The following is a 25,202-nucleotide window of genomic DNA, read 5'->3' on the forward strand; positions in this document are numbered from 1 at the left end:
CTCGGTGTCGGTCGATTGGTGTCCTTTGGGTCCTGCGTTGAGGGCGCGGCACAGGGCGACTGCCGGTGGACCTGGCGAGCCAGACCACCTTTCCGCCTGCAGCCGGGCGCCGGCCCTGGCCGAGAGCGCCGGTCAAGTAGGGAGGCGGCTGACGACCTTGACGTCCAGGACGCTGAACATCAGGTCGAAGTTGGAGCCCTCGGGTTGCCGGGTCCAGTCGGTGATCTTGGCTTTGGGTCCTAGGTGGACCGAGCGGCTGCCCAGGAAGCGGTAGGTCTTGCGGTCGAAGACCAGTTCCTCCCGGGTGCCGTACCTGATCTTGGACACAGCGATGCCGGGACGGCCCAGGGCGTCGGTGGCGTGCTCGTCCACCTTGGCTCCCGGGACGTCGGAGAGGAAGTCGAACACCTGGGCGCGCAGCCTGGGCGGCAGGTAATTCTCACCGAGCAGGTCGTGCGGCGCACTCCATGCCTCGTCGGCCGCGGAACCGCTGGGTCTGGCGCTGGGGGCGGCCATGGAACCGGTGGGGCTGGGGGTGGAGCCGTGGTCGAGCCGGCTCCGCCATTGCTTGAGCAGCTTGGGTACCTCCTTCTGCTGCCACAGGTAGCTGCCGGGGACCGGAAGGGGCTGGTTTTTTGGCCCGTCCTGGTTGGTCAGCGGGCTATCGCACGTCTTGGAGGGTTGGCTCCAGCAAGGCGCCCGCAGGAGGCCCGGCTTGGAACCATCGACCGAAAGCCAGGTCTGGCGCTGCTCCTGTCCTTTGGGCTGTCCGGGGGAGATGGTTCCCGGCCCCCAGGAGGTCTGCGACCGGACGTAGATGTACTGGTTGGCGCGGGGCTTGAGTTCGGGCTCCAGACGCGCCGCAGCGGCAGCCCGGCTGAGCACCTCGTGCGCGCTCACGGTCCGTCCCTGCCGAGGGCCGTCCCCGCCTTGCCCATGCACGATCACCATGGTGCCGGCGGCTGCGGCGGCCACCGCGCTGGTCAGGGTGACCGCCAGCAGGCGGCCGTGCCGTTCAGGCCGTGCCCTGCGGGCTGGGAGCGGTCGCGGCCGTTCCCGGGCGGCGGCGAGCAGTCGGCTCCGGCCCTCGGCCAGGATCTCCGGGCTCGGCGGAGCCACTTCGGAGTACATGCGCTTGAGCTCACTCATCAACTGGTCCTCTCATTGTCAAGTGGATCGATCCCGCCCAGTGCCTCGCGCATCTTCTTCCGGGCGCGGTTGAGCCGGGAGTGCACAGTGCCGGTGGCCACCTTGAGCACTGCCCCGATCTCGGCGGGCGACAGCTCCCCCCACGCGGTCAACAGCAGCACGTCTCGCTGGCCCCGGTTCAGCCGAGCCAACGCCGCCGCCAGCTCGCGTCGGCTCCCCTGGGCGGCCACCCTCGCGGTCACGTCCTCGTCGGCTGGCGACACCGCCGGGTCGATCCCGAGCCGGGCGATGGCGCGCAAGAACCGCACCTCACGGCGCCAGTGCTGTCTGATGAGGTTGGTGGCGATCCCATACAGCCAGGGCCGGGCGTCCAGGCGCGCCGGGTCGTAGCGGTCCCGCTGTCGGAAGGCCAACAGGAACGTCTCCGCCATCAGGTCGTCGGCCGCATCGGGGCCGAGCCGCCGGGAGAGATAGCGGTAGATCGCTGGCGCGTGCCGGTCGTACAGCACGGCGAACGCTTCCGGGGTCTGGCGGGAATGTTCGATGACGGCCGTATCGCTGTCGAGATCCACCTCGGCAGTCACCGTGACTTCATCCTTGTCATCGCGAGCCTTTCGCGTCGTGGACGGTGGTCACCCGTTATTGGCCGGACCACAGGCTCCGCTTCCCGCCGGCAGGAAGCCCAGCACCGGACCAGCAGAAAACGGACTCCCTGCAACAGGGTGGGCAGTCACCAATTCGCCCGGATCCCAGCGCCAATCCGTCCAGTTGAACTGTGATGCGGGTCGTCACCGCACGTGAGAACCGGGTACCCGTGGACGAGTCACCGTCCCTGGGATGGTGTAACGCGGCCCCAGGTCAAGCGCGGTATGGGGGACTGCACCCTGGCGCTGACCGGCGGGCCCATCCAAGCACCGCACAAGGTGAGTGCTCAGTCCAGCAGGGATGGTGGTCGCAGAAATTCGCACGCAGTAGCAGTCGCCCGCCGGGCCTGAGCGCCCTGGCCAGTTCCCCGGGGCCGCCGCACCCGGCTTGTCCTGGACGTGGTGCCAGGACAAGAACATCAGAGCGTAATCGGCGCTGCCGGACGGCACGGGGATGTTCCTGGATCGCGCGGTGCGACACCGCCTGTACTCCCTGTATCACCTGGTGGCCTTCTGCGGCCTGCGGCGCGGTGAGGCCTCCGGGGTGCGCGACGAGGACTCCGGCCTCGACGACGCCGGCACCGTGACCATCCGCAAGCAGTTGCTCCAACTCGGCTGGGACTTCGAAGAAGACGACCCAAGACCGACGCCACCATCGCGCTGGCCTCGGTGACCATCACAGTCCTCCAAGCCCACCGTGAGCGGCAGCGCCGGGCCGCGCGGGAATGGAGCGACGGCTGGGTGGACTCCGGCCGTACCCGTCCCATCGCATACCTAGGGTGTCCAGTGCCTGGATTTGGCGGAGGGTGAGCTTTCCGGCTCGCCGGTCGCGTTGCTGCTGGGGTAGCCACGCGTCCAGGTCGACGCCGTCGATGGTGCCGGGGCCGGCGGTGCTGTACAGGGAGCGGTGTTGGCGGTGGTAGGCCTGGGCGGCGGTATAGCCGCGGGCCCAGGCGCGGTCGCTGCTGCGGTCGGAGTTGGGCCCGACGACCCCGAGCGCTTCCAGGTCGGCTGCGTGGTCGGGTGGCAGGGTGCCTTTGTGGTAGCGCGCGATCTGCCGGTCGAGCCACTGACGGAGGCAGATCCCGTTGCGGATGTAGTCCGACGGGACGTCCAGGAGGGTGCCGTGGCTGGCGCGATATTCGGCGGCGACGGCGTAGGCTTTGCGCCATTTGTGGTTGGGGACATGCCAGATCGTCCCGAGCGTGTCCAGCAGTGCCGTCTGGTAGGGCGTGAGGGAGCCGCCTCGCCAGTCTCGGCGTTGGTCACGTATCCAACGGCCGACGGGAAAGCCGTGCCGGCAGACGAAATCGAAGTACACATCCAAGTGCTTGTGCAGGGTGTAGCACTCCGCCGCATGAGCGTAGGCGTCCCGCCACGGCCTCCAAGCAGGGTCGCCCGGGGTGGCGGTGTCGGTGGTCCACTGTTGGGTGGTGGACCGGATGGTGCCCAGCAGCACGGCTCGGGCCAGGTCGTCGGGAAACGGGACTCGGCCGCTCACGCTGAGCCAGTCGGGCATGCGCAGCGCCGCCGATCCATCGGCGGCGTCCAGAGCGGTGCGAACAGTCCTCAGGCGGGGAACCAGCCGCTGGTCATGGGCCCGCAACGCGCGTAGCACCCGCCACAGTGGCGAGAACGCCGATCCCTCCAAGACGGCCTGCGGGCCGGCGCCCGGGTGGTGGCGATCCGGGTCAACGCGGTCGGCATCGACATCTTCCACGACCACGAGGTGGCCGAACGTGGTGGGGATGGGGCGCTGTCGGTCCGGTACGCCGCGGGGCCGAAGGCGGGGTTGACGGTGCATTTCTGGGCGGAGGACGAGCTGCGTGGCTGTCTAATCGAGGCGGGGTTCGAGCCGGTCCTGCCCATCCGCGCGCACAGCACCCGGCGCAGGCCGCCGCAGTCGGCGCAGTGGGAGACGATCTTTCGACGCCGATAGCCGGCCCCGGGCTGGTGGTTACCGCTGTTCGGTCGCCAGGTGGGCGGGTAGCAGGTCGGCGCCGAAGTCGGCGCCGGGGCGGCGCAGCACGGTGTGGGCGTGGTTGGCGTCGCGCTGGGTGTTGTCGTATTCGATGAGCAGGTGCGGGGTCTGAATCCGGTAGTAGTGGCTCTGCCCCGGCCTTGGCCCACCGGCCCAGGCGAAGGTCACCTCACCCAGGTCGAGCTCAGGTCTGGCCAGCGTTGGGTGGAGCCGGTCGAGATACACACTGATCAGCCGGTGCAGCAGATCACGGCCGGACGACGGCAGGTCGGCGCCGCAGACCCCGGCTTGGTCGAACGGTTCGACCTGCGGCGCGGTCCCGGTGATCAGATCACTGGGCGCCGTCTGCGCCACGACAGCCTGATGCCGCAGCGGTGACGGCAGGTCGGAGAGCAGGGCGCGGGCCAGGTCCTCTTCCCGCCACAGCGGGCCAAAGAGGAGGCTGTCGGCCTGGTCGTGGATGCGGGCGGGGTTGGCACCCAGGAACAGCGGCGCAGCCACGACGTCCTCGCCGTGGATGGTGGCGGTCACCGACAGGTGGTGGCCTTCGAAACGCCAGCACCACATCTCCTTGTCCGGGTCGCCGAAGACGGCGGTCCAGTAGTCGTCGCTGTGCCGCCCGCGGCGCCCCGCCTCGTCCAAGTCGAGCACCTCCTCGAACGCCATGATGGTCACGGCCTGCGCGAACGCGTTCCGCGACAGCGCCGTGGCCAGCAGGCAATGCGCGGCCTTGCGTGCGGTCGCGGACAGGTCCACCAGGCTGACACCTGGCCGGGGCCTGGGCATGTAGCTCCACTGTGTCCGTGCCGGATCGGTGAACGGGTGGAGCACCTGGGCGTGCTGACCATCGGTCAGGCAGGTGAGGAAGCCGCGCGCCGCTGACCGCATCGTCTCAGCGGCCCCGGCGTGAGAAGCACTCATGCGAGAGAGCATTCCCCGACCTGTTCGCAGGACTCGCCGCGCTCGTGGAGCACGGGCACGCCACCATCGGCACGGTCAGCCATGAGGCCATTCCCAAGGATTGAGGAGGCCCAAGGGGCGTGCGCGTTAGCAAGCCGCCCGGTGACGACCTCGACGACCAGCCACCACCGTCCCCAACCGAGGACGACGAGGCATACGTGCGCCTGCCGATCGACCCCAACGAGCCCATGGCCTCCTGGCTAGCGATCATCTAACGGCCCGACGCGCCGAGGGGGTGATGGCGCGACGGGACCAAGCCGAGGGCCTCACCCAAGGAAACCGAACACCGGGAGCGCGGCCCTCTCCAGCACCACCGGCGAGATCAACCCCGCCCACACGCATCGCCGCGGGATGCCAAGGACCCACACCCTGGGCCGCTTACCGGCCTTTTCGCAGCGATGCTCATCAGGCCCCGTAACCCCAGACAGCGATCACCAGCGGCCTACCTTGCGGCTCGCCGTGGCATCAGATCTTGTCGTTGCTCATGGTCAGGTCCTAACGCGGTGGAGATGCTGATGGGTGGTGTTCGTGCGATTCCAGCGTGTCAGATGCCTGGCCGGGAGCGCGCAGGGGGAGGCGGGCGAGGTAGAAGCCGGTCGGCCCGTGCCGATCAGGAATGATTCCGGTCCTGGGGGCTACGTACGGGAACATGGGTGACTTGCGGGCGCGATGGTGGCGACCGGTCGTTGAGCGTAGGCCGTTGACTCGCATTGCGATTGCCGGCATGGCAGGGCATGTGTTCTTTGAGTTGGCGGCGGGGGTCGGGATGCCGCTGGCTTCGCTGGTGGGGGCGCGTGGTGCCGCTGTGGGCTGGGCGGTCGGTACGCGGACGGCTTGGCGTGCGGCTGGCCGGCGTGGATACGCCGAGACGGCGTTCGCGGCGCTGAACACGATGAGCCTGGCCGCTGTGATCGCTCACCTGGCGGGATGGCCTCGGCGTTACACCCGGGCTCGGCTGCCGTGGCTGCGCGATTGCGAAGGTCTCGGACCAGAAATGATGCCCTTCTATAACCCGATTCTCTATGTCTCTGGCGCGGCGGCCTTGGGAGCGCTGCTGACCGAGAACCGGCGCGCCCCACACGGGCTGCCGTTGCTGACCGTTCCGCTGGTACCGGTGCTGATCGCCGCTCAGCATTGCGAGCACCGGCGTCTCACGCGCATCGCCGCTGAACGTCCCGGATGGTGGAATCGCCGACTACGCCGGGGCTGAACTGGGCGTGGGAGGCTCCGCCCTTGGTCTTCGGCTCCAGGAAACCCTGTCGAGGGCAGGGTCGTAGCCCAGAACAGCGTGGTCTGGAAGGTTGCCGCCTTCTGAGGACCCAGGACTCACCTGATTTAGGCTGCTGCCCCATGACCGAAGATCACATGATGCATTGCTTGGCGGGCGACGAGCAGCTGTATATCACCGGCGTGGCCGTGACGGAGTTGGACGGTGTCCCACACGTGGTGGGGCTGAACCACCGGGGAGTCGTTAAGAAGTGGGCCCTCCCGGACGGGGAAAGTGCCGTGGTCCCGTTGGATTTGCCGGCCGCGGCTCCTGAGGACGAGTGGTACCTCGAGCAGGGCTGGGAGGAGGGCGATGGCTTCGGGGACCCGAATGCCAAGGTTCCCGCGGGCCACATCGTCGCGGTCATGACGGTGACGCGACTTGACGGCCGTCCGGTCGTCGTCACCGGTGGCAACGAGCATGACCTGTCCAGTCACACTGGCGACGCCGACATGTACGCGGGCGCGGTACGGGTCTGGGACCTGCGGACGGGCCGCAAGGTCGGGAAAGTGATGGCCGGGGACGACCCTGCCGACGGGGCTGTCGGTGCCGTCTGCTCGCTGGCGGTCGTCTCGTCCGAGGGCGGTCCCATCGCGGTGAGCAGCAGCGAGTCAGGTCTGTTGCAGGCCTGGAACCTCCTGACCAATGAACTGGGCGCCTGCGCCGTGACCACTGGGGAGAACGGGGTGATGGGAGCCGCGACGATCGGAGGGCGTCCGATCGCCGTGACCGGTGGCGAGAGCCGCACGCTTGAGGCCTGGGACCTGCTCAGTGGTGAACGTTTCGGAGCGCTCATGCAGGGCGTCAGGCCCGCGGCCCAGGCCATCGCCGTCACCGAACTGGAGGGCCGTGCGGTCGCCGTGGTCGGTGGCGACGACCCGACGATCCAGGTCTGGGAGGTTGGCCAGGAGGAGCCCATCGGGCTTGCTCTGGCTGGTCACACCTCCGGAGTCACCGATCTGGCGACCGCCTGGGTGGGGGGACGCGCGATCGTCGTCAGTGGAAGCGACGACGACACCACCCGCGTTTGGGATCTGGCGAGCGGGGAGCAGATCGGCGAACCGCTGATGTCGGCGATGTCGCTGGCAGTGGCGGAGGTCGGTGGCGCGCCCGTCCTGGTGACGGGCCATGCCGACACGACCGTCCGGGTGTGGGACCTGTCGTTCGCCGGAGCCTAGAGGTAGGGCGTGGAGCTCGGACGTCGTCACAGAGCTGTCGGTGGGCTCAGCTTCTGCGTTTGGACGGCGGCCATGAGAAGCGGTTCTGATCCGATTGTTGTGGGGCGATCACGTCGTGTGATGGCTGTCAATCGGCGTGGAGGATCTGGAGGGGGAGCAGGTCGAAGCCGGCGCGCCCGTATCCGTCGCGTTTGGTCCGTTTAATCCGATTCACGTTGCCCTCGACTCGGCCGGAGTTCCATTCCCTGCAGCGCACGTGAACCGGATGTCACACTCTGCCCCGTGATGAACGTGAGGCGGGAGTCCACGCCGGTGTCGACGCCACAAGCGAGACGTCCCGCCATGAGGGTGATCCGCATCCCGCCGTCCCGATTCGGCCCTGGCGCCGTCAGGACGATGCGGATCGCGGGCCCGCGATCACCGGACGTTGATGCGGCCAGTGTCACGAAACCGCCGTTCAGCCAGGGCGGAGGTGGGTATCGGTGTCGATCTTGCTTGCCGCGGCCAGGGATCAGTGGCATCGGTCGGGGTAGGGGCCGGTCATGTGGGTGCGAGCGGTAGGGACGATCTCGTGGCCGGGTTGGTCAGTGCGGTGGTCATAACCGTGGCGGAGAAGCTGGAGCAACGCTGGAGCGGTCGGCCTGACTCTCACGTGTCTGGGCGAACGGTCTTGCGGCTGGTCGGCCTGCCCGAAAAGCCGGGCCGCCTTGGTCAGCATGAGGAGTTTCGAGTGGGTCTTCGGTCCCAAGGAGGATGAGTGGCTGGAGCAGACCGTGGCGGGTCTGCTGATCGCGGAAGGCTCCGCTGGACCTACCTGCTGGACGGGGCGATGGAGGCGGCGTGGCTCATCGCATGGCTTCGTGCGGGCCGGTCGGTGGAGCCGGGGCGCCACCCCACAGTCCCGCTGTCGGTGAGGACGTCGGCTAGACAAGTGATCTTTCATGGTCGCAGCCGATCGGCGAGCGGGTGACTGGCCGGCCGGTGCGGTGGGTGTGCCGGATCGCCGCCGCCATGGCCAGGATCCTCTAGATGACGCGTGTGGCGACGCCTGGAAGGTGTGACCGCCGTGTCTTTCCGGGTCGAGTTGTCCCTTGAGGGTGTTGTTGACCGACTCGATCAGCTGCCGGGCCGGTTTGAGCAGGCGTTCGCACCGGCCGAGGCTGCTCGCCGCGCATCGTCGGCCGCAGTGGCTGGATGCCGAGCTGGGCAAAGCCCGGTGTCGCCGCCCTTGGATGTCGGGGGGCGTTTCGGCCCTCGGGGCTGCTGGTCCAGGATTCGGGGGCGGGCGTGTCGCCAGATGAGTGTGGCGGCCAGGCCGAGGGTGGCGCAGGTGGCGAGGGTGCGCAGGACGCTCCACCGCAGGTGGAAGACCATGGCCAGGGCGGCCAGGGTGATGATCAGGGCGGTGGGCCGCCATGTCGCCGGCTCGGGGAGTTGCAGGTGGATCGGCCCCCAGTCGTGGGTGTGGGTGGTGCGGAAGAGGGTGTGGACGGCGAGGTTGGCGATGACGCCGACGACGGCGGCGGTGATGCCGGTGAGCGCGGCCGTGATGGAGGCGTTGCCGCGTAGGCGTTCGACGTAAGGGGCGCCGAGGAAGATGAAGATGAAGCAGGGCACGAAGGTGACCCAGGTGGCCTTTCCGACCGCGTCCACGTCCGGCATCGGGTACTCGTGCGCCTCCCACAACAAGGCCTCCACCCCCTCCCCGAACCGGCGGGCCAGATGAGCCCGCGCGGCGTGCACCGCCTCGGGCGACGGGATAGGAAGAGGTTCACCCATACACGCAGCCCAAACACGCGCGATCTTCCAGCGGCAGCCCAACCCCGAGCCCAGAGGCCCCGCCTAAAGCGCCGATCCCTCCCAACTTCCGATACTTGTGAATAGTCGATGTTGATGTTGCTGGTCTGTGGGGTCATGGTGGCGGGCCGGGTCATCCGGTGGTGGGTCCGGGCCTGGCGGCTGGGACCGCAGGGAGTTGAGGGCCGGTGGGCCCCTGGAGTTCGGGGCGCGCTGACGGGCTCAGCGCCGGTTCAGCATCAGCGTTGTCGGGGGTGCGGTCGGGGGGCTGGGGAGATGCGGGGGCAGCAGGCAAGGGCGGCGGCGTTGTCGGCGGCCAGGGCGCGGGCCAGGACGACCAGGTCGGCGACGCGGGGGTCGCCGATTGAGTAGCGCAGTTTCTTGCCGTCGCGGCGGGCGGTGACGTAGCCGCAGTCGACCAGGCACGACAGGTGCACCGACACCCGGGGCTGGGAGATGCCGGCGTGGGCGACGCAGTCGGCGGAGGTGCGCTCGCCGCCCAGGATGAACTCCATCAGCTTGAGCCGTGTGGGGTCGGCCAGGGCGCGGAAGAACGTGGCGACGGTGTCGGTATGCGTGCACTCGGCCGGGCCGTCGGCGCGGCCGAGTGCCAGGGCAGGAGTCGGGTTCACGGGATCCTTCCACCTTCTGCAATTCGCCTATCCGCATAGTATGGGGACAGCTTGTTATTCGGCAAAGCGAATAGAAGTGGTTCCGGATGGGCTCGACCAGGTGCGGGGGATCGAAGGAGGGACGAGGTCATGGATGCTGCGGAGGCCTGGGCGGAGGACGGGGTCGATCTGGCGGTGATCGGGTCGGGTGGGGCTGGCTTCGCCGCGGCGATCGCGGCCCGTACCAAGGGCGCCTCGGTGGTCATGGTCGAGCGCGGCACGGTCGGCGGTACCTGCGTCAACACCGGGTGCGTGCCGTCCAAGGCGCTGTTGGCGGCGGCCGAGGCCCGGCATGGGGCCGTGGCTCAGCCCTTTCCCGGCATCGTCACCCAGGCGGGTCCGGTGGACCTCGGCACGTTGATCGGCGGCAAGACCGCTCTGGTGGAGGGCATGCGCGCCGGCAAGTACACCGATCTGGCAGCCGAGTACGGATGGCAGATCCTGCGCGGCACCGCCTCGTTCACCGGTGAGGCCGACAGCCCGGCGCTGCGGGTGGACCTGCAGGACGGCGGCAGCACGGTGCTCAAGGCCGCCCACTACCTGGTGGCGACCGGGTCCACGCCGTGGGCGCCGCCGATTCCCGGACTGCGGCAGGCTGGATATCTGACCTCGGCCACGGCGATGGAGCTGGACCGGCTTCCCGAATCGCTGGTCGTGGTGGGCGGCAACTCGATCGGGCTGGAGCAGGCCCAGTTGTTCGCCCGGCTGGGGGTGCGGGTCACCGTGGTGGAGGCACGGGACCGGCTGGCGCCGTTCGCCGAGCCCGAGATCTCCACGGCGCTGGAAGAGGTGTTCTCCGGAGAGGGCATCGGCGTGCACACCGCCGCCACCGTCACCGCCGTACACCGCGACGATTCCGCCGGCCTGACCGGCAACGATGCCGGTCAGGGCGCCGATCGGGATGCCGGGTACGTGCTGTCGGCCGCCTGCGGTGGGCAGGTGATGGCGTTGCGGGCCGAGCAGTTGCTGGTGGCCACCGGACGCAGCCCTGTCACCAGCGGCCTCGGCCTGGACGCGGTCGGGGTGAAGACCGGTGAGCGCGGCGAAATCGTGACCGATGACCGCCTGCGCACCACCAACCCCCGGGTCTGGGCTGCGGGTGATGTGACCGGGCATCCGCAGCTGGTCTACGTGGCCGCCGCACACGGCGCGCTGGTCGCCGACAACGCGCTGGACGGTGCACAGCACACGCTGGACTATGCCGCGCTGCCGCAGGTCATCTTCACCAGCCCGGTCGTCGCTTCGGCCGGGCTCACCGAGGTCCAGGCGCTGGCGCAGGGGATCAGGTGTGAGTGCCGGGTGCTGCCGCTGGAATACGTATCGCGCGCCCTGGTGACTCGGGACACCCGCGGGCTGGTCAAGCTGGTCGCCGAAGCGAGGACCGGTCGGCTGCTGGGCGCCCATGTCCTGGCCGAGGGCGCCGGTGAGGTGATCGCCGGTGCGGTGTACGCGCTGGCGGCCGGGATGACGGTGCAGCAGATCGCCGGTCTGTGGTCGCCGTACCTGACGATGGCCGAAGCGCTGAAGCTGGCCGCCCAGACCTACACCCGTGATGTGGCCAAGCTGTCGTGCTGCGCCACCTGACCAGCCGCTCAAGAAGGGAGCGCGCCGTGAGCGTGAACGAGTTGCGGCCGATGACGGTCGGTGAGCTGTCGCGCCGGACCGGGGTGCCGGTCAAGACGCTGCGTGAGTACACCGATCTCGGGCTGATCTACAGTCTGGGCCGCAGCCCCGCGGGCTACCGCCTGTTCGACGCCGACGCACTGTGGTGCGTCCGGTTCATCGGCGAGCTGCGCGGCCTCGGCCTGACCATCGCGGAAATCGTTCACCTGGCCACCACGGCCACGGCAGCCACGGCAGCCACGGCAGCCACGGCGGCCGGGGCGGCCGGGGCGGCCGGGGACGGCAGCGGTGAGCCGGTCGGCTCGCACCTGGCCGAATTGCTGCGCCGGTCGCGGCGGCGGCTGGAGCAGCGCATCGCCGCCCAGCAGCGGACACTGCGCCGGATCGAGGAGTTCGAGGCCGCCCACCGCGCCGACCTGGACGAGCAGGACCTGTGCTGGGCCGGTGACCCCCGCTGCATTCCCCGGCCCTGACCCTCCCGCCCGGACCGGGGCAAGGGCGAGGTAGGGCTTGACTCTCACCCCGGGGGCAGACCCTAACGTCTCGGTGAGCTGGCCAAACATCCAGCTCCACCCAGCCAAGGGAGCCTGCCATGAACACCGGCTCAGCCCGCCGACCGGTCGGCGCCGGTTCGTTCGAGGACAACTGGCGCACCATGTTCACCCGCCACCGCCACCTGTTCGACCTGATCCACGCCGTGATCGCGCTGACGGCGGCCGGAGACCACCCGACCCCGCTCCGGCTGTTGGCGGCCGCGCTGCACCGCACCCCCGACGACACCCAGCACTTGATCGACACCACCACCGCCGGCGTGTCCACCTGGGGACGCATCTGGCACGACGACGAGCACGTCCACCTGGACATGGCCACCACCTCCACATCCCGCTACCGGTACCGCATCGGACAGCGCACCATCGCCGTCAGCGGCTGCGCACCCGACACCTTCCTGGTCGCCCAAGCACTCGACCAGCCGCTGCACATCACGTCCACCTGCCCCGTCACCGCGACCCCGATCACCGTGGACTTCGCACCCACCGGGGCGGTCGAGGCCGACCCCGCCGGCACGGTGGTCGCGCTCATCGACCCCGCCGCCGCACCCGGCACGATCCTGACCGCCAGCCAGAACCTGGACCCCGCCACCGTCGACCGCGACGCCTGCAGCCAGCAACCCTTCTTCGCCTCCACCGACGCCGCCCAGTCCTGGCACAAGGACCACCCCACCGGCCGCGTCCTGCCGGTCGCCGACCTGAACACCTGGTGGCGGCAGCTCCGCGCAGAAACCACCGCCCTGCCCACCCTCACCAGCTGACATCCGCCGCGATCGATCCGGCGCAGGGCCGAGTCCCAGACCCGCCGGGGCATCGACACCGCTGAACCACGCGAGGAGGAGTGAACATGACCAGCCAGCCAGGACCCGAGCCGTCCCTGGAGGGTGTCTTCCGCGCCGAGACCGGCAGCACGCTGAACTGGCTCGGCCTGCCGCTGCTGCGGCTGCTGGCCCGCGGCCGGCCGGTCACCGCAGACCAGCTGGCCGCCGTCACCGGCCGCCCGATCGAGCAAGTCCGGGCCGCGCTGGCGGGCCAGGGCGACATCGAATACGACGACCAGCGCCAGATCATCGGCAACGGCATCACCCTGCGGCCCACCGCGCACCGCTTCATCGTCGACGGCGCCTCGCTGTTCACGTGGTGCGCGCTGGACACCCTGGTCTTCCCCGCCCTGCTCGGCCGCCCCGCCGACGTCGAGTCGACTTGCCACGCCACCGGCGTCCCGGTGCACTTGCACGTCGAACCTGATCGCGTCACCGCGGTCGAGCCCGCCACGACCGTCGTCTCGCTGGTCACCCCTGCCGACCGCACCGAGATCCGGTCCTCGTTCTGCAACCAGGTGCACTTCTTCGCCAGCGCCCACGCCGCCGCCGCGTGGCTGCACGACCACCCCGGCGCCAGCGTCCTGCCCACCGCCCAGGCTCAGCACCAGGCCCGGTCCCTGATCCAGAGCCTGCCGCTGGCCGGTGGCCCAGGCGAGTGCTCCTGCTGCTAGCCCGTGGCGTCGGCTCCCTGGCGCGACGGGACCTTAAATGATCGCGAGCCGGCTAGCCATGGGTTCAGCCGGGTCGACCGGCAGCTGCACGTACGCCTCGTCGTCGGCCACTTCATGCTCGGCCGCAGTCTCGGTGTCGGGCGCCAGGGGCTCGGCATGGTCGGTGGGCCGGCTGATGAAGTGCGTCGTTGATGGAGGGCACTGCGGTGATCGGGATGCCCAGGCCGATCGCTTCGCTGAGGAGGCCGAGGGTGTCGCTGATCCCTGCGGCCCATTTGTTGATCGTGTTGAAGGTGGCGGGCGCGACGAGCATCGCGTCGGCGGGTGGCAGGACGTCCGGCTCGTTGGGCTGCTTGTAGGTCGAGCGGACCGGATGTCCGGTGAGGTCGGCCAGGTCTGGAAGTTCGTCGGCGAGCCATGCCGTGGCCGTGGGGGTGGTGATCAGGCAGACGTCCCAGCCGTGCTGTTGGGCGGTGGTGATGAGCCCGCTGATGTGGCGGGTGGGCGGTGCGGCGCAGGCCACCGCGTAGAGGACGGCGGTCATTTGCGATTGGGTTGTGCTGCTCGGGTTGTGCTGCTCGTCGGCTGGCGGGTCCTGTGACTTGACCAGTGTGCCGTTGTCGAGGCGGTGGTAGGTGCGTGAGGCGTTGACGCTCAGCTTGGCCTCGACGGCGGCGTCGACGCCCGAGGAATCCGATGCGGCTAGCGCTGGCTGCTCGGTGGTTGGAGGCTCTGTGCGTGCTGGTTGGGGGTGCTTTCCCTGACTGGGGGCGTTGGGGTGGTCGGGGTGGTTGGCGTAGCAGGGTGGTCAGGAGTTGGTGGGTTTCCTCCGCGCCCCTAGAGGCCGGCGCGTCGATCACCTTCGACGCGATCGCCCCAGCCGCAGCCCCTCAAGGCGTCCAGATATCGGCCGCCGCCGTCAACATCAACGCCCGCCGTCCCACGCACCAAGGCTGGCTGTCGATCTACGGCGCCGACACCGATGACCCGGACATCTCCAGCGTCAACTTCGATCAAGGTGAGAGCACCAGCGGCTTCGACCTCGCCATGCCCGGGACCGACGGCCGATTGACGGTCACTAACCGTTGCTGGGTGTGAAGGCGTCGTGGCTGCGTCGGAAGGCAGCCGCTCGAGCGATCCCGTGCACGTTCCTGGGGAAGCACCTGCGGTTTTCTCGCGCCGACCTGGAAGCGATCATCACCGCCGGTGAGCAGTCCCCTCGCCAAAAGCGGCATCGGTCGGGATGACGTGGGCGCTTGAGCGCTCATGCCCAGTCGAGCGTGGATGACTCCGACCCCGGCCGCCCCACTTTCGGGGCGCCGGCCTGATCACATATCTGGAAGGAGATCGTCATGGCCTGGGCGGAAAACATGGACCGGGGACGGGCGCCCTGGTCATGATCCCGGCCGGGGCCGCGGTCGCCGTCCTGTCGCCGTTGATCGGACGCCTCGCCGACCGCGTCGGCACCCGGCCCCTGGTGCTGACGGGAGTGTTCGCCCTGTTCCTCTCAACGTTCGCAGGAGACACATCGGTGATCCCCGCGGCGGCCGGGATGCTCGGGCTCAGTGTCGGCTTCATTTTCGTGATGACCCCGATCATCAGCGCCGCGGCGAAGGCGTTGCCCGGCGACCAGGTCGGCGTCGGCCTGGGGATCCTCCAAGGAGCCCAGTTCCTTTGCACACCGGACGCAAAGACCGTGGAGAACCGCACCTATCTCGGCCTGTGCCCCTACCTCGGCGACGGCCAGGTGGTGGAGGTCCTGCTGACCGGTCGCCCCGTTCACCGTGCCAACTGCGGCGGCCATGCCCGATCATGGTCTGATGGGGACACTGGCCCGGGCGGTGGAGCAGCTCGGTTCGGCGGAGATGGACGTCCGGCTGGACGGCATCGACTTGCTGGCGCGCCTGGCCGACAACTCGCCCGCCCCGCTCGAAGAGGCGGCGGAGGCGCTGACGGCGTTCGTCCGACGCCGGGCTCCGGCCTCCCGGCTGGACGACCGGCTGATCTCCACGGCCCCCCGACCCCGGCCGAAGGCGGGGCCCCAGGCCGATGTGCAGGCTGCGCTCACCGCGCTGGGCCGCATGCCACGCCACTGCGAGCACCGCGGCCTCAACCTCAGCGGCCTCGACCTCGGACGGGCGCGCCTCGGCGGCCTGAACCTGAGCGGCGCCTACCTGTACCTCACGGAACTGTGCGACGCGGATCTGCGCCACACAAATCTACGCAACGCCTATCTGGCGTACGCCGACCTGAGCGGCGCGAGGCTGCAGGGCGCCATCCTCAGCCGTACGATCCTCAACCGCGCGAACTTGAGCGGCGCCGACCTGCGCGAAGCGGACCTGCACAGCACCAATCTCAGCAGCATGATCCTGCGCGAGGTGAATCTGGGCGGCGCGGACCTGGTCGGCACCGACCTGCGCAACGCCCGCCTGGACGATGTGGACCTGCTCGACGCCGACCTGACCGGCGCGAGGCTGCAAGGCACGGTGATGACCGGCGTCCGCGGCCTGACGCTCGACGACCTTCAGCTGGTGGCATGGACCGACGAGCACACGCAGGTCCAGGAGCGTCCCGCGGAGCCGGGGTTCGATCCGGGCGGACGGGATCAAGCCGGACGCTCGACGCGCCCGCCCTCCAGCTCCTAGAAGGGGAGGAGACTAGTCGAGGCCCCGGCTGTCGCCCCGCCTCCTCGCCGGACGCACCCCTCGACGGCTCGCCACACGTCAGCGACCCGATGCGCCAATGACCTGCGAAACCGGCTCCAGGAACGATGGACCGACCTGACTGGCAACCGGCCGTGACAATGACGCCGACCCATGCCTGGGTAGTTCCGATCAAACCGTGGAGCAACGTGCTCCCGATGGTGGGCTGACCCGGTCGGAAATGCAAGATCCCCAGGCCGGATATGGGATCTGACCTGGGGAAAGGGTGGTGGGCGATACTGGGATTGAACCAGTGACCTCTACCGTGTCAAGGTCGTACCGATCAATCCCGGACCTGCGCATTCTCAAGATGCCGCAGGTCGGCGGTGGGCATTGACGCTCGTTGACGTCCGTTCAGAACGGTTCGGGAACCCTGCGTGCTCCCGTCGCTCCCCGCTCCGGGCGGGAGCAACGGGAGCACGCATGGGGAAGCAGCGGGTGCGTGGCTTCATTTTTCAACCGGGCAGGGGAGCGGTGCCCGTGTGAATCTCTGCAGACGGTCGCCCGTCGCCCCGCGCACTCCCACGCGTGCAGGGCACTGTGCTTGCCGAAAACCACGTTTGTGCAGGTGAGAGGCCTCGGCGCCGGGCTCGGGCGGTCGCAGGGCAAGCCAAGGCATGGTCGGTTGCCGCGGGATGATGAGCGGCTGTGCTCTTGCGACTGGCCTACTGACTGTGGCGAACACCTTCGCGGTGCTGCGTCTGCTTCCGATGACCGAACAGGAGAAGGACGCCGAGATCTTGGTGCTGCGGCATCAGATCATGGTCCTGGAGCGTCAGCTGGCCGGGAAGAGGGTGCGTTTCACTGCATCGGACCGGGCGCTGCTGCACCGACTTCAGTTCATGGCATGGGCTGGCAGATCCGGGCCACATCAGTACCAGCAGCCCCAGGACGTACAGTCCAACGACTCAGGGCTCCTCGTCGGGGGTGATGCAAGGGGCGATGTCACTCTGAGCAACTGGCCACGGGGGGGCGTATCGGGCCATGATTGTCCCCAGTCCGGAACGACGAGCGAACACGGCGTTTGGATCGATCCAAAAACGCGCCCGAAACGATCCCATGCCTCGATGCACCCTATGGGTGTACTGGTGTGCGGCGGGCGGATTGTTCGCCCTCACCCGGCACGAGGACATCCTGACCGTCTCCAGGGACCCGGCCACGTTCTGCGGCGGCCAGGGCATAGCGATGCGGGAGGCGAGATGATCGTCCCCGGGGGAGTCACCCTGATCAGCACCGATCCTCCCCAAGCACGCAGCCCAGCGCCGGCTCATCAACCGGTCCTTCAACGTCGGGGCTGTCGCCAAGCTGGAGCCTCACGTTCGCGGCATCGTCCGGGAAGCGCTCGACGACGTCCCGACCGGCGAACCGTTCGACCTCGTGGAGACCATCGCCGCCCGCGTGCCCGTCATCGTCATCGCCGAGATGCTCGGCGTCCCCGTGGAGGATCGCGACAAGTTCATCCCTGGACCAACGGCTCGGTCGGGGTGGCGGACCCTGACTTCGCCCACCTCCAGGAAACCGCCCTGTCCGAGCAACCCGCCTACTTCGAGGACATCATCGCCCAGCGCCGGACGGACCCCCGCGACGACCTCGTAAGCGCGCTCGTCGAGGCCGAAAGTGACGCCCTGACCGCTCACGAATTGCACATGCTCTGCTACCTGCTGCTCGGTGCCGGTAACGAGACGATCCGCAACCTCATCACCCGCGGCCTTCTGGCTGACGCGCATCCCGCCCAGCAGGAGCGCCTCCGCGAGGGACGTGACTTGAAACTCGCCGTCGAGGAGCTGCTTCGCTGGGTGAGCCCGCTCGTCCACCAAGCGCGCACAGTGACCACCGACGCCGAGGTCGCCGGGTGTCACCTGGCGCCCGGAGACCAGGTGGTCATGCTGTACGGGGCCGCGAACCGGGACGAACGGGTCTTCGGTGAGACCACGGAGGAGTTCGACGTCACTCGTGACCCCAACCCGCACCTCGCGTTCGGGTTCGGCGAGCACTTCTGCCTCGGCGCCGCCCTCGCCCGGGTCGAAGCACGTGTGCTCTTCGACGAACTCGTCGAGCGGTTCGGGCACTGGAGCGTCGTCGGGCCGGACGAGCGGCTCTGCTCCACGATGATCCGAGGCATCAAGCGCCTGCCCGTCGTCCTCGCCCCTGACCGGGAGGTGAGCCGCCCCCTTAGTGGTCGCGTGTGCGGCGTCCGGCGCCGGTGAGGTAGGCGACGATCATTTCGCCGATCATTTCGCGGTGGCGGGCGCGGTGTTCGGGGGCGTTCAGGTCGCGTTTGAACAGGGCACCGAAGGTGTGCTGGTTGGAGATCCGGAAGTTACTGAACGCGCTGATCATCATGTGCACGTCGATGGCGTCGGCGTCGGTGACGAAGTCGCCGCTGGCGCGTCCGGCGTCCAGGATCTGGGAGATGAGGCCGGTCGCGGGCGTGCCGAGGTTGGTCAGAAGGTCTGACTTACGCAGGTGTTCGGCGTGGTGGATGTTCTCGATGCCGACGAGCTTGATGAAGTCCTGGTGGGCGTCGTGGTGGTCGAAGGACAGCTGGGCCAGTGTGCGGATGGCCTCGATGGGGGCGAGGTGCTGTACGTCGATGGTGGCCTCGGCGGCCCTGATCTGGTTGTAGGCCCTTTCCAGGACGGCGATGTAGAGCTGTTCCTTGCCGCCGAAGTAGTAGTAGATCATTCGTTTGGTGGCGCGCATGAGCTTGGCCATGTCGTCCACTCTGGCCCCGGAGTACCCGTGCCTGGCGAATTCGCGCTGGGCGACCTCCAGGATCTCGGCCCGGGTGCGCTCGGCGTCGCGCTGGCGTGCCTGTGCGGCGGGGGTGAGGGGCTCGGGTGGCATGTGGCTCCATGGAACGGCTGACCGGCGAACGATCCATTTTATGGTGCGTGTGAGGCCCTTCCTTGCTGAAGGCCTTGTGCCTGCCGGATGGCCCGCCGTGTCGGGGTGGCTGCGCCGGTCGTGGTCAGCTGGGTCGGCCGGTGAGCCGTTGGGCGGCACCGTAGCGCTGGAGCTGCGTCCCTGCCCGTCCCTCAGTGACAACGGAACAGATGATCAGCCGGAGTCCTGGGGGAGGGTCTGCAGTGCCGTGGTGGCTGAGGTGAAGGCTCGGTCCGCCATTTCCTCCACGGGAAGCTCCCGAAACTCGGGGTAGTTGACCTCGACGCAGTAGGGGCCGCGGAAGCCCAGTTCGTGTAGCCCGGTCAGTAGTCCGGGCAGGTCGAGTTCGCCTTCACCGGGGAGCATGCGGCCGCGCCGTGCCTCGGTGAGGAAGTCGTCGTCGACGATGCGGCCGTCGTTGAGCTGGACGGCCACGATCTGGTCGGGCGGCAGGCCCTGGAGGTCGGCCAGGGTGGAGCGGGAGTTGTAGAAGTGCCAGACGTCGATCATGAGTCCTGCGTTGGGGGCGCCTGAGGCTTGCACGATGGCGCGTGCCGTGGCCACGTCCTTGAGGCCCGACCAGGGGAAGGCTTCCACCGCGACCCGCAGGCCCAGATCGGCGACGTGCGCGCAGACCGCGCGCAGCCTGGCCGCGGCGGCCCGGACGTCGAGGGCGTCCGGGCCGAACTCGCCGGTGGTGACGTGGTGGGGGGTGAACGCCGCGCCGAGTTCCCTGAAGACGCCGGTGCCGTCGACAGCGGTGGAGTCGTCGGCGGAGTGGGCCCAGCCGTTGAGGAACTCCACCTCTCTGAGCGCCAGGGAGTGGGAGTCGAGCAGCGCACGTAGGTCGTTGTCGCCCATGCCTTCGATGCGCATGCTCTGGTAGTCGTCGGCGTGCAGCCCGATACCGGTGAAGCCCGCTGCGGCGGCGGCGCGGCATCGTTCGGCGAACGGGACCCGGGCCGGTTGTGCGAAGCCGGCTCCCGAGAGCGTCACGAAGCTGGCGGTCAGTGCCGGTGTCATGGCAGTACGGGGGTGGCGTGGGTGTGGAAGCTGGCGGGTACGTCCAGGCCCCAGGCGGTGGAACGGCCTTGCCCTTCGGTGGTCCAGGTGACCGGTTCCCAGTCGGGGGCGAAGATGTGGAAGCCGCCGGCGAACACTTCGATCCGGTTGCCGCCGGGTTCGTAGACGTACAGGAAGAAACCCTGAGTCCGCGAGTGCTTGGCGGGGCCGAACTCGATGAAGGTGCCGAGTTCGCAGAAGACATCGGCGGCGCGCAGTACGTCCTCCCGGTTTTCTACCGCGTACGCCAGGTGGTGGAGCCGGCCGGTGGTGTCGGCGGGTTCACGGGTGATGGCCAGGTCGTGAGCCTTGTTCATGAGGCTCAGCCAGGCACCCGCCTCGGGCTGGTCCGGCGGGATCAGATGCTCGCGCAGCTTGAAGCCGAGCGTCTGGCACATGAACTCGCGCGCGGCCGGGATGTCGCGCGCCAGGACGTTGATGTGGTCGATGCGTGAGACGGCCGCTCCGCGGGTGACCGAGGACTGCGGCTGGTTGGGCAGGTAGGACTTCTTGCCCTGTGCTGCCTGGTACTTCTCGGTCTCGTAGTAGATCTCGTTGCGCTGCCCGCTGGGGGTGCGGAAGGAGTACGCCTTGCCGTGCCCGACATCGCCGTCGATCCACTCGCCGGTGACGCCGCGCGCTTCCAGGGCCGCGACGCGCCGGTCCAGGGCCTGCGGGCTGATCGTCCGCCAGCCGACGTGGCCCAGCCCTGCCCGGTCGGAGGCGGTCAGCTTCAGCGTGGTCAGGTCGTGGTCGCCCCAAGCGCGCAGGTAGGCGCTGCCGCCGGACTCCTGGACCAGGTCCATCCCGTAAACCTCGACGAAGAACTCCAGGCTCTGCTCGTACACCGGGGTCAGCAGTTCGGCGTGCCCGAGATGGGCCAGCTCGTACATCGGTTCGGCGGTTTCACTCATGGGTGTCGGTCTCCATCTGCGCGATCTCGGCGAGCAGTTGCGGCCCGCGGTTGGCGGCCGAAAATCCAGTGAACAGGAACGCCAGGTCGATGACAGCGCGCAACTCCTCCCAACTCGCCCCGGCGCGCCGCGCGGCCAGCCCGTGCAGCTTGGCGGCATCGCTGAGCTTGGCGTGCAGGATGCCGAACAGCACGAGCTGGACGGTCTTCTGGTCCAGCGCCTCGGGATACATGATCAGATTGCGCAGCCGTTCCTGCGCCACGAGAACCTCGGGGTTGGCCTCCGACGACGCCGCGAACCGGGCCTGCACCCTTGGCGGGACGAACCCCACCAGTTCCTCGTAGGTCGCGCGGTACTCCTCGATGGTCTCGGGTCGCTGGTCCATGTGGCTCCTGTCGTCGTGCGGATCGTTGGCGTGCGGATCGTTGTGGTGGGGCATCAGGCTCCGGTCACGGTCAGGGAGCCCAGGTGGGTGAAAGCCGCGGAGATATGGCGCCCGGGTTCGGCGAACACCGCGTCGGTGAGCCCGCCGGTCAGGACGGTCCAGCCGGCTTCCAGGGCGATGCCGCGCTCGCTCAGGGCGTTGGCCGCCAGCGCGAGCGCCTCGGCCGGGTGCCCCTGAACGGCGGCGCCGGTCGCCCGGTCGACGACCTTGCCGTCGATGGCGAGCCGGCATTCCTCCGCGGCGAGGTCCAGACGTTCGGGTGGCAGGCCGGAGGCGCTGACCAGGAAACGGGAGGAGGAGGCGTTGTCGGCCACGACGTCCGGCAGCGCGAAGCTGAAGTCGGTGTAGCGGCTGTCGATCACCTCGAAGCCGGCATGCACGGCCGCCACCGCGGACAGCGCGCTCGCGGCGGTCACCCCCGGTCCCGCCAGCCGTTCACCGAGGACGAAGACGATCTCCGGCTCCACCCGGGGATGGATGAGTGAGCCCAGCGGGATCGGTTCGCCCTCAGGCAGCACCATCACGTCGGTCAGCCATGCGGTCAGCGGCGAGGCGATGCCCATCCGTTCCTGCTTGGCCCGTGAGGTGAGGCCGAGCTTGACCCCGACGATCGTCTCGCCGGACTCGACCTTGCGCCGCACCAGCGCGTCCTGCACCCGGTAGGCGGTGGGCAGATCCAGCTCGGTCCACCGGTCGGTGAGGCGGCCTCCGGCCCGGCGGCCGGTCTCGCGATCCAGCAGCTCGGTGACCGCGCGCTCGACCGTCCAGCCGGCCGGGCCCGCATCTTCGATCATGTGCTCCGCCTTCCCGGACCGATATAAGGCCAGGTCTTGTGCTCGTTCGTACTAGTTCGTACATTATGCCAGGTGAGTCAAGTCACAACCACCCACACCGGAGGACCCGTATGAGCAAGCACCCGGCGGCCGAGGTGCGGACCATGCGGCCCTGCCGGTACGGGCTGATCGGTTCGGGCATCGCGGCGTCGCTGTCGCCGCCGCTGCACGAGGCCGAGGGCCCCCATCACGGGCTCGACCTGTCCTATGACCTGATCGACGTCGAGGACCCCGGCACTCCGGCCGATCTGGGCCGGCTGCTGGGTGACGCCGAGAGCTCGGGCTTCGCCGGTCTCAACATCACCCACCCGTTCAAGCAGGAGGTCATCCCTCATCTGGATCGGCTCTCGCCGCAGGCCGCCGACATCGGAGCGGTGAACACGGTCGTGTTCGACGGCGGGCGCAGGATCGGGCACAACACCGATGCCCAGGGGTTCGCCGAGTCGTTCCGGCAGGGGCTGCCCGGCGCGCAGACCCGCCATGTCGTCCAACTCGGCGCTGGCGGCGCCGGAGCCGCCTGCGCCTACGCCCAGCTCTCGGCCGGAACGGGGCGGCTGACCGTCGCCGACCCGGACGCCGCCAGGCGCACCGAGCTGGTACGGGCCTTCGCCGCCAGGTTCGGCGCCGACCGGATCACCGGCATCTCCCCCGACGACCTGAGTGAGGCGCTCGCATCCGCCGACGGCGTGGTCAACGCCAGCCCGATCGGCATGCACGCCCACCCCGGCACACCGATGCCCGTCGATCTACTGCGTCCCGGGCTCTGGCTGGTCGACATCGTCTACATGCCGCTGGACACGCCGCTGCTGCAGGCGGCGCGCGCCCGCGGTCTGCGGACGAGCGGCGGCGCGGGCATGTGCGTGTTCCAAGCGGCCGCCGCCTTCGAGCTGATCACCGGACTGCCGCCCGACACCGGCCGCATGCTCGGGCACCTGCGGAGCCTCCTCGCGCAGCGGCACGGCCGGATCGAGGGAGACCGCCGATGCCAGGCCTGAAGCCGGTGCTGTTCCTCAACGGCCCCAACCTCAACCTGCTCGGCACCCGCGAACCCGGCAAGTACGGCACCACGACGCTGGCCGAAATCGAGAAAGAGGTGCGCGAGGCCGCCGACGAGCACGGCCTTGCCGTCAGATTCACCCAGAGCAACCACGAGGGCACCCTCATCGACCAGATCCACCTCGCAAGCACCGAATGTCAGGCGATCGTCATCAACCCCGGCGGGCTCACGCACACCTCCGTGGCGCTAAGGGACTCGATCGCAGCCGTGCGCCTCACCACCGTCGAGGTGCACATCACCAACACACACCGCCGCGAGCACTTCCGACACCACTCCTACATCTCCGCTGTCGCCGACGCGGTGATCCTCGGAGCCGGGACGCACGGATACCTCCTGGCCCTCCGGCACATCGCCCACCTTCTGGCCGCCCCCGGCCCACTCCCTGCCACCCCCCGGAGAATCACATGAGCCAGCACACCAAGCCACCAGGCCCCGCCGCGCAGACCGGCCCCGTCCGGGACCTTCCCGAGCCCATGCCGCTGCGCCGCATGGTCGGCCCCGGCATCGTGGCCGTCGGGATCGGCCTGGCCGCCGGCGAGATCATCCTGTGGCCCTACCTCACCTCGATCGGCGGGCTCGGGCTGCTGTGGCTGGCCCTGGTCACCCTGGCCATCCAGTTCGTCATCAACATGGAGATCGAGCGCTACACCCTGGCCACCGGGCAGACGGCTGTGGCCGGGTTCTCCCGCTGGTGGAAGGGCTGGGGCATCCTGATCTGCCTGGCCGGGGCGTTCCAGTACGTCTGGCCCGGCTGGGCCACCAGCGGCTCGACCGTGTTCACCTACCTGGTCGGCGGCGGCGACCCGGTCTGGATCTCGGTCGCCGTCCTGGTCGCCATCGGTGTCCTGCTGACCTTCTCCAAGGTCATCTACAAGACCGTGGAACGCGTCGAGAGTGTCAAGGTGGCCCTGACCCTCTTCTTCCTGGCCATCGCCGTAGTGTTCGTGATCTCCCTGTCCACCTGGGGCGAGGGCGCCGAGAAGACCGTCAGCGGCTTCGGGCAGATCCCCGACGGCATCACCTTCACCATGATCCTCAGCGCTCTGGGCGCGGCCGGCGCCGGCGGCGTGCACAACCTCGTCCTGAGCAACTGGATCCGCGATAAGCGCTACGGCATGGGCGCTCACGTCCCCCGGCTGATCTCCCCCATCACCGGCCAGGAAGAGGCCTCCGGCGGCGACCGCTACAGCTTCCCCGACACCGAGGACAACCTCTCTCGCTGGCGGATCTGGTGGAAGCGCGCCAACATCGAGCACCTCACCACCTTCGTCCTGGTCTGCATCGTCACCATCGGCGTCATGTGCCTGCTGGCCTACGAGACGCTGTTCGGCCGCGACGACCTGGAATCCGACCCCTCGTTCCTGCGCATCCAAGGAGACATCTTCGCCGCCGAGGTCGGCGAATGGCTCAAGATCCTCTTCTTTGCCATCGCCGCGGTCTCGCTGTGGGCGGCGGCCATGGGCCTGCTCGACGTCATCGGCCGCGTCGCCTCGGACTTCCTGCGCCGCAACTACCTGATGAGCTCCACCCGCTGGACCGAGGCCCGCCTCTACCTGGCCGTCGTGTGGACCGAGATCGTCCTGGGCTCGATCATCCTGCTGTCCGGATTCGACCAGCCCATCGGACTCCTCGTCGTCTCCACCTGCGCCGCCTCGGTCGTCACCCTGCTCTACTCGATCCTGCTGATCCGCCTCAACACCAAGGACCTGCCCCGCGCCATCCGGATCCGCGGCGTACGCCTGGCGACCATGGTCATCGCGATCTGCTTCTACGGCTTCTTCGCCATCGCCATGGTCATCACCCAACTCCAGAAACTCTGACCCCACGTCGGGTGCCCTCAACCCAACCCGGGGCTGAGGGCACCCGCCCTCGCCGACGGGAAGAGATGTCGACCGGCACCGGACATCAGCTCCACAGCAACCGATCTCGCTTGCACCAAGGAACCGCGCGGACCGACGCATTCATGTAGGCCTCGGTGTAGGAACACCGC

28 protein-coding genes and 2 pseudogenes are annotated in these 25,202 nt (G+C 68.9%); 17 read left to right on the forward strand and 13 right to left on the reverse strand.

Features of this window, described 5'->3' with window-relative positions; all coding sequences use genetic code 11:
* Window positions 1-132: 132 nt before the first annotated feature.
* Window positions 133-1,149 carry a CU044_5270 family protein gene (locus F8566_RS33945; protein ID WP_151565951.1) on the reverse strand — a complete coding sequence of 339 codons (1,017 nt, stop codon included), beginning with the start codon at window positions 1,147-1,149 and terminating at the stop codon, window positions 133-135.
* The gene (locus F8566_RS33950; protein WP_151565952.1) at window positions 1,149-1,733 is read right to left on the reverse strand and encodes an RNA polymerase sigma factor; all 585 of its coding nucleotides are present in this window, start codon (window positions 1,731-1,733) and stop codon (window positions 1,149-1,151) included. The genes F8566_RS33945 and F8566_RS33950 overlap by 1 nt, the downstream gene beginning before the upstream one ends.
* A 532-nt stretch (window positions 1,734-2,265) precedes the next feature.
* Here F8566_RS33950 and F8566_RS33960 point away from each other — a divergent pair.
* Window positions 2,266-2,466 carry a site-specific integrase gene (locus F8566_RS33960; protein ID WP_151565953.1) on the forward strand — a complete coding sequence of 67 codons (201 nt, stop codon included), beginning with the start codon at window positions 2,266-2,268 and terminating at the stop codon, window positions 2,464-2,466.
* A 3-nt stretch (window positions 2,467-2,469) separates the two neighbouring features.
* On the opposite strand, the gene F8566_RS33965 is transcribed toward F8566_RS33960, so the two are convergent.
* Window positions 2,470-3,312, reverse strand: coding sequence for a helicase associated domain-containing protein (locus tag F8566_RS33965; protein WP_151565954.1), 843 nt, complete (start codon window positions 3,310-3,312; stop codon window positions 2,470-2,472).
* A 159-nt stretch (window positions 3,313-3,471) separates the two neighbouring features.
* Between F8566_RS33965 and F8566_RS33970 the strand changes: the two genes are divergently transcribed.
* A complete protein-coding gene (locus F8566_RS33970) occupies window positions 3,472-3,732 on the forward strand; it encodes a hypothetical protein (RefSeq protein WP_151565955.1) in 261 nt (86 codons plus the stop codon).
* Between the two features lie 18 nt (window positions 3,733-3,750).
* Here the strand turns inward: F8566_RS33970 and F8566_RS33975 are convergent, their stop codons facing one another.
* Window positions 3,751-4,695 (reverse strand): DUF3500 domain-containing protein, encoded by a 945-nt coding sequence (locus F8566_RS33975; protein ID WP_225993745.1) that lies wholly within the window; start codon window positions 4,693-4,695, stop codon window positions 3,751-3,753.
* A 119-nt stretch (window positions 4,696-4,814) separates the two neighbouring features.
* On the opposite strand from F8566_RS33975, the gene F8566_RS52440 reads away from it, so the two are divergent.
* The 3 genes from F8566_RS52440 (at window position 4,815) to F8566_RS33985 (ending at window position 7,179) form a co-directional block, all read left to right on the forward strand.
* Window positions 4,815-4,949, forward strand: a complete 135-nt coding sequence (locus tag F8566_RS52440; protein ID WP_264159502.1) for a hypothetical protein — start codon at window positions 4,815-4,817, stop codon at window positions 4,947-4,949.
* A gap of 485 nt (window positions 4,950-5,434) precedes the next feature.
* On the forward strand, window positions 5,435-5,944 hold the full coding sequence (locus F8566_RS33980; RefSeq protein ID WP_151565956.1) for a hypothetical protein: 510 nt from the start codon (window positions 5,435-5,437) through the stop codon (window positions 5,942-5,944).
* Window positions 5,945-6,084: 140 nt separating this feature from the next.
* Window positions 6,085-7,179 (forward strand): WD40 repeat domain-containing protein, encoded by a 1,095-nt coding sequence (locus F8566_RS33985; RefSeq protein WP_151565957.1) that lies wholly within the window; start codon window positions 6,085-6,087, stop codon window positions 7,177-7,179.
* Window positions 7,180-8,102: 923 nt separating this feature from the next.
* On the opposite strand, the pseudogene F8566_RS53280 reads toward F8566_RS33985, so the two are convergent.
* The 3 genes and pseudogenes from F8566_RS53280 to F8566_RS34000 all read right to left on the reverse strand — a co-directional run.
* Window positions 8,103-8,387 (reverse strand): annotated as a pseudogene (locus F8566_RS53280) (IS982 family transposase); the annotation flags it as partial.
* 115 nt (window positions 8,388-8,502) lie between these two features.
* Window positions 8,503-8,958 (reverse strand): annotated as a pseudogene (locus F8566_RS33995) (chromate transporter); the annotation flags it as partial.
* A 257-nt stretch (window positions 8,959-9,215) separates the two neighbouring features.
* Complete coding sequence (locus F8566_RS34000) at window positions 9,216-9,608, reverse strand: ArsR/SmtB family transcription factor (RefSeq protein ID WP_151565958.1); 393 nt, start codon at window positions 9,606-9,608, stop codon at window positions 9,216-9,218.
* 129 nt (window positions 9,609-9,737) lie between these two features.
* Here F8566_RS34000 and merA point away from each other — a divergent pair, with 129 nt between their 5' ends.
* The 4 genes from merA (at window position 9,738) to merB (F8566_RS34020) (ending at window position 13,313) form a co-directional block, all read left to right on the forward strand.
* Window positions 9,738-11,231 (forward strand): mercury(II) reductase, encoded by a 1,494-nt coding sequence (merA, locus tag F8566_RS34005; RefSeq protein WP_151565959.1) that lies wholly within the window; start codon window positions 9,738-9,740, stop codon window positions 11,229-11,231.
* A 26-nt stretch (window positions 11,232-11,257) separates the two neighbouring features.
* Entirely contained in the window at window positions 11,258-11,743 is a 486-nt protein-coding gene (locus F8566_RS34010; protein ID WP_225993747.1) for a MerR family transcriptional regulator, read from the forward strand.
* Window positions 11,744-11,862: 119 nt separating this feature from the next.
* Complete coding sequence (gene merB, locus F8566_RS34015) at window positions 11,863-12,579, forward strand: organomercurial lyase (RefSeq protein WP_151565960.1); 717 nt, start codon at window positions 11,863-11,865, stop codon at window positions 12,577-12,579.
* A gap of 86 nt (window positions 12,580-12,665) precedes the next feature.
* The gene (gene merB / locus F8566_RS34020) at window positions 12,666-13,313 is read left to right on the forward strand and encodes an organomercurial lyase MerB (protein WP_151565961.1); all 648 of its coding nucleotides are present in this window, start codon (window positions 12,666-12,668) and stop codon (window positions 13,311-13,313) included.
* A 112-nt stretch (window positions 13,314-13,425) separates the two neighbouring features.
* Here the strand turns inward: merB (F8566_RS34020) and F8566_RS34025 are convergent, their stop codons facing one another.
* Window positions 13,426-13,857: a flavoprotein gene (locus tag F8566_RS34025; protein WP_151565962.1), complete on the reverse strand. Its 432-nt coding sequence runs from the start codon at window positions 13,855-13,857 to the stop codon at window positions 13,426-13,428.
* A gap of 260 nt (window positions 13,858-14,117) precedes the next feature.
* On the opposite strand from F8566_RS34025, the gene F8566_RS34030 reads away from it, so the two are divergent.
* The 5 genes from F8566_RS34030 (at window position 14,118) to F8566_RS50310 (ending at window position 18,222) form a co-directional block, all read left to right on the forward strand.
* A complete protein-coding gene (locus F8566_RS34030; RefSeq protein WP_151565963.1) occupies window positions 14,118-14,411 on the forward strand; it encodes a hypothetical protein in 294 nt (97 codons plus the stop codon).
* Window positions 14,408-14,560, forward strand: coding sequence for a hypothetical protein (locus tag F8566_RS53105; RefSeq protein ID WP_404800371.1), 153 nt, complete (start codon window positions 14,408-14,410; stop codon window positions 14,558-14,560). The genes F8566_RS34030 and F8566_RS53105 overlap by 4 nt, the downstream gene beginning before the upstream one ends.
* 573 nt (window positions 14,561-15,133) lie before the next feature.
* A complete protein-coding gene (locus F8566_RS34045; protein WP_192809996.1) occupies window positions 15,134-15,958 on the forward strand; it encodes a pentapeptide repeat-containing protein in 825 nt (274 codons plus the stop codon).
* A 1,116-nt stretch (window positions 15,959-17,074) separates the two neighbouring features.
* Window positions 17,075-17,218, forward strand: a complete 144-nt coding sequence (locus F8566_RS50305; protein ID WP_192809997.1) for a hypothetical protein — start codon at window positions 17,075-17,077, stop codon at window positions 17,216-17,218.
* Window positions 17,219-17,499: 281 nt separating this feature from the next.
* Window positions 17,500-18,222: a cytochrome P450 gene (locus F8566_RS50310; protein ID WP_192809998.1), complete on the forward strand. Its 723-nt coding sequence runs from the start codon at window positions 17,500-17,502 to the stop codon at window positions 18,220-18,222.
* On the opposite strand, the gene F8566_RS34055 is transcribed toward F8566_RS50310, so the two are convergent.
* The 5 genes from F8566_RS34055 to F8566_RS34075 form a co-directional block, all read right to left on the reverse strand.
* Window positions 18,188-18,862 carry a TetR/AcrR family transcriptional regulator gene (locus F8566_RS34055; protein ID WP_151565967.1) on the reverse strand — a complete coding sequence of 225 codons (675 nt, stop codon included), beginning with the start codon at window positions 18,860-18,862 and terminating at the stop codon, window positions 18,188-18,190. The two genes, F8566_RS50310 and F8566_RS34055, sit on opposite strands and share 35 nt — an antisense overlap.
* A gap of 213 nt (window positions 18,863-19,075) precedes the next feature.
* Window positions 19,076-19,924 (reverse strand): sugar phosphate isomerase/epimerase family protein, encoded by an 849-nt coding sequence (locus F8566_RS34060; protein ID WP_151565968.1) that lies wholly within the window; start codon window positions 19,922-19,924, stop codon window positions 19,076-19,078.
* On the reverse strand, window positions 19,921-20,877 hold the full coding sequence (locus F8566_RS34065) for a VOC family protein (RefSeq protein ID WP_151565969.1): 957 nt from the start codon (window positions 20,875-20,877) through the stop codon (window positions 19,921-19,923). Before F8566_RS34065 ends, F8566_RS34060 begins: the two co-directional genes overlap by 4 nt.
* Window positions 20,870-21,262 (reverse strand): carboxymuconolactone decarboxylase family protein, encoded by a 393-nt coding sequence (locus F8566_RS34070; RefSeq protein ID WP_151565970.1) that lies wholly within the window; start codon window positions 21,260-21,262, stop codon window positions 20,870-20,872. The genes F8566_RS34065 and F8566_RS34070 overlap by 8 nt, the downstream gene beginning before the upstream one ends.
* Before the next feature lie 53 nt (window positions 21,263-21,315).
* Complete coding sequence (locus F8566_RS34075) at window positions 21,316-22,116, reverse strand: 2-keto-4-pentenoate hydratase (protein WP_151565971.1); 801 nt, start codon at window positions 22,114-22,116, stop codon at window positions 21,316-21,318.
* 110 nt (window positions 22,117-22,226) lie between these two features.
* On the opposite strand from F8566_RS34075, the gene F8566_RS34080 reads away from it, so the two are divergent.
* From F8566_RS34080 to F8566_RS34090, 3 genes are read left to right on the forward strand one after another with little or no spacing between them, the layout of a single operon-like run.
* Window positions 22,227-23,150 (forward strand): shikimate dehydrogenase, encoded by a 924-nt coding sequence (locus F8566_RS34080; RefSeq protein WP_225993748.1) that lies wholly within the window; start codon window positions 22,227-22,229, stop codon window positions 23,148-23,150.
* Window positions 23,138-23,620 carry a type II 3-dehydroquinate dehydratase gene (gene aroQ / locus F8566_RS34085; RefSeq protein WP_151565972.1) on the forward strand — a complete coding sequence of 161 codons (483 nt, stop codon included), beginning with the start codon at window positions 23,138-23,140 and terminating at the stop codon, window positions 23,618-23,620. Before F8566_RS34080 ends, aroQ begins: the two co-directional genes overlap by 13 nt.
* Window positions 23,617-25,032, forward strand: coding sequence for an Nramp family divalent metal transporter (locus F8566_RS34090; RefSeq protein WP_151565973.1), 1,416 nt, complete (start codon window positions 23,617-23,619; stop codon window positions 25,030-25,032). The genes aroQ and F8566_RS34090 overlap by 4 nt, the downstream gene beginning before the upstream one ends.
* The last annotated feature ends 170 nt before the right edge of the window (window positions 25,033-25,202 follow it).

The organism is Actinomadura rudentiformis (assembly GCF_008923185.1).
Lineage (GTDB): Bacteria > Actinomycetota > Actinomycetes > Streptosporangiales > Streptosporangiaceae > Spirillospora > Spirillospora rudentiformis.